The following is a 1,685-nucleotide window of genomic DNA, read 5'->3' on the forward strand; positions in this document are numbered from 1 at the left end:
AGAACATTGAATTGTTTAAAGGAGAACAAAAAATTGCACGAGATAAGATCAAAAAATTAGAGCAAAAGGCACAAGAAATTAATAAAAACTGAAAAAAGACATAGGGACATGATGGAGACATTGAGGGCAAACAAGGGGACACGGACGGGACATTTAGAAAAAATAACGGGACGTGGTGGAGACATTAATGAAAAATATGGGGACGTAATGGGGACATTCAGCTTCTTTCCTTGTTCCCATCGTTTTGCTAGGCTCCGCCTAGCTTCACACCATAGGTGGGAACAAAAACCCCTTATGCTCTTCTCACTATTTTTTGATCTCTACCCAGATTTGCAGAAAGGAGAGGGAAAAGTGGAAATCAGAATTAGAGAAGTAGATCCAATTGCCGTAAAGAAAATAGATGAAATTGCAAAGAGGAAAGGATTATCCAGGCAGAAATTTTTGAAAGACCAAATTGAAATGCTGGCATTTTTTCAGCAACAACATAAAAGAGAAATGGAATTAGAAAATATCATCCAAAAGAACATCCGTATGATGAATGATTGTTATGGCGAAATGAAAAAAATGAATGAGTTTATTCAAATGATGATGCAGGATGATGAAAATGAGTAATGGGGTTCCTGTTCACTCTTCAGTCACGCCAGGTGTTGTTTTAAAAACAAAATTTGTATTGCCGAGTTCGGATGCCTTTCAGAACTATATTGAGTATGTAGATCGAGAAGAAGCAAAAAGTGAAGTGAAGCTGAATCCGAAAATGTTTGAAACGTATCAAGACTATATGGGGAATCCAGAAAAGACATCGGCACTGTTTACGGAACACGCAAATCGCTTAACAGAAAGTGAGAAAAAAGCCTTAAAGGAAATGTTTAAAACCGCTCATGAAAATGGAAGTATTATGTGGCAAGATGTCATTTCTTTTCATAATCCTTGGCTTGAGGAACAAGGCATATATGATGGGAAAACTAAAACATTGGATGAAAAAAAGTTAATGGATGGGACACGGCTTGCGATGAAGGAAATGCAAAAAAGGGAGGGGCTAGAAAAAAGTTCTACCTGGTCAGCAGCCATTCATTTTAATACGAATAATATTCATATTCATGTGGCAACTGTTGAACCATTTCCAACGAGAGAACGTGGAAAAAGAAAACCAAAAACATTGGATGCGATGAGGGGGAAAGTTGTAAATAATCTGTTAGATCGTACGCAGGAACAAAAACAAATTAATGATTTGATTCGAAACAACATGGTGGGAAGTAAAAAAGAAGATTCCGTTTTTGATTGGCGCAATCAACATTTGAAACCATTGTTTTTACAAATCTATAAACAGTTACCAAGTGATAAAAGACAGTGGCAATATAGTTACAATACCATTCAGCCATTGAAGCCGGAAATTGATGAATTAAGCAGGCGATATATTCAACATCATCATAAAAAAGATTACGATCAGTTTCTCCAAAAGTTAGATAAAGAAGTGCAAGTTTTTAAAGAAGCATACGGAGAAGGCAAGTATGATAAGAAGCAATATGAAAATTATAAGACGAATAAAATCAATGACCTGTATAAAAGAATGGGGAACGCTTTTTTACAAGAAATGAAGGCATACGATAAAGAACAAAAGAGAATCCATCACATGAAAAAATCAAAGCCGTTTCAAAAATTTCAACAGAATGTATCTATACAGTATT

2 protein-coding genes are annotated in these 1,685 nt (G+C 35.6%); both read left to right on the forward strand.

Annotated elements, in window-relative coordinates:
• Positions 1-351 precede the first annotated feature (351 nt).
• A complete protein-coding gene (locus BWGOE10_RS29215; protein ID WP_070146073.1) occupies positions 352-612 on the forward strand; it encodes a hypothetical protein in 261 nt (86 codons plus the stop codon).
• The coding region (gene mobP2, locus BWGOE10_RS29220) for a MobP2 family relaxase (RefSeq protein WP_070168328.1) at positions 605-1,685 on the forward strand (1,081 nt) is incomplete at its 3' end. The genes BWGOE10_RS29215 and mobP2, both read left to right, overlap by 8 nt.

The sequence above is a fragment of the Bacillus mycoides genome, from assembly GCF_001757995.1.
GTDB classification, from domain to species: Bacteria; Bacillota; Bacilli; order Bacillales; family Bacillaceae_G; genus Bacillus_A; species Bacillus_A mycoides_B.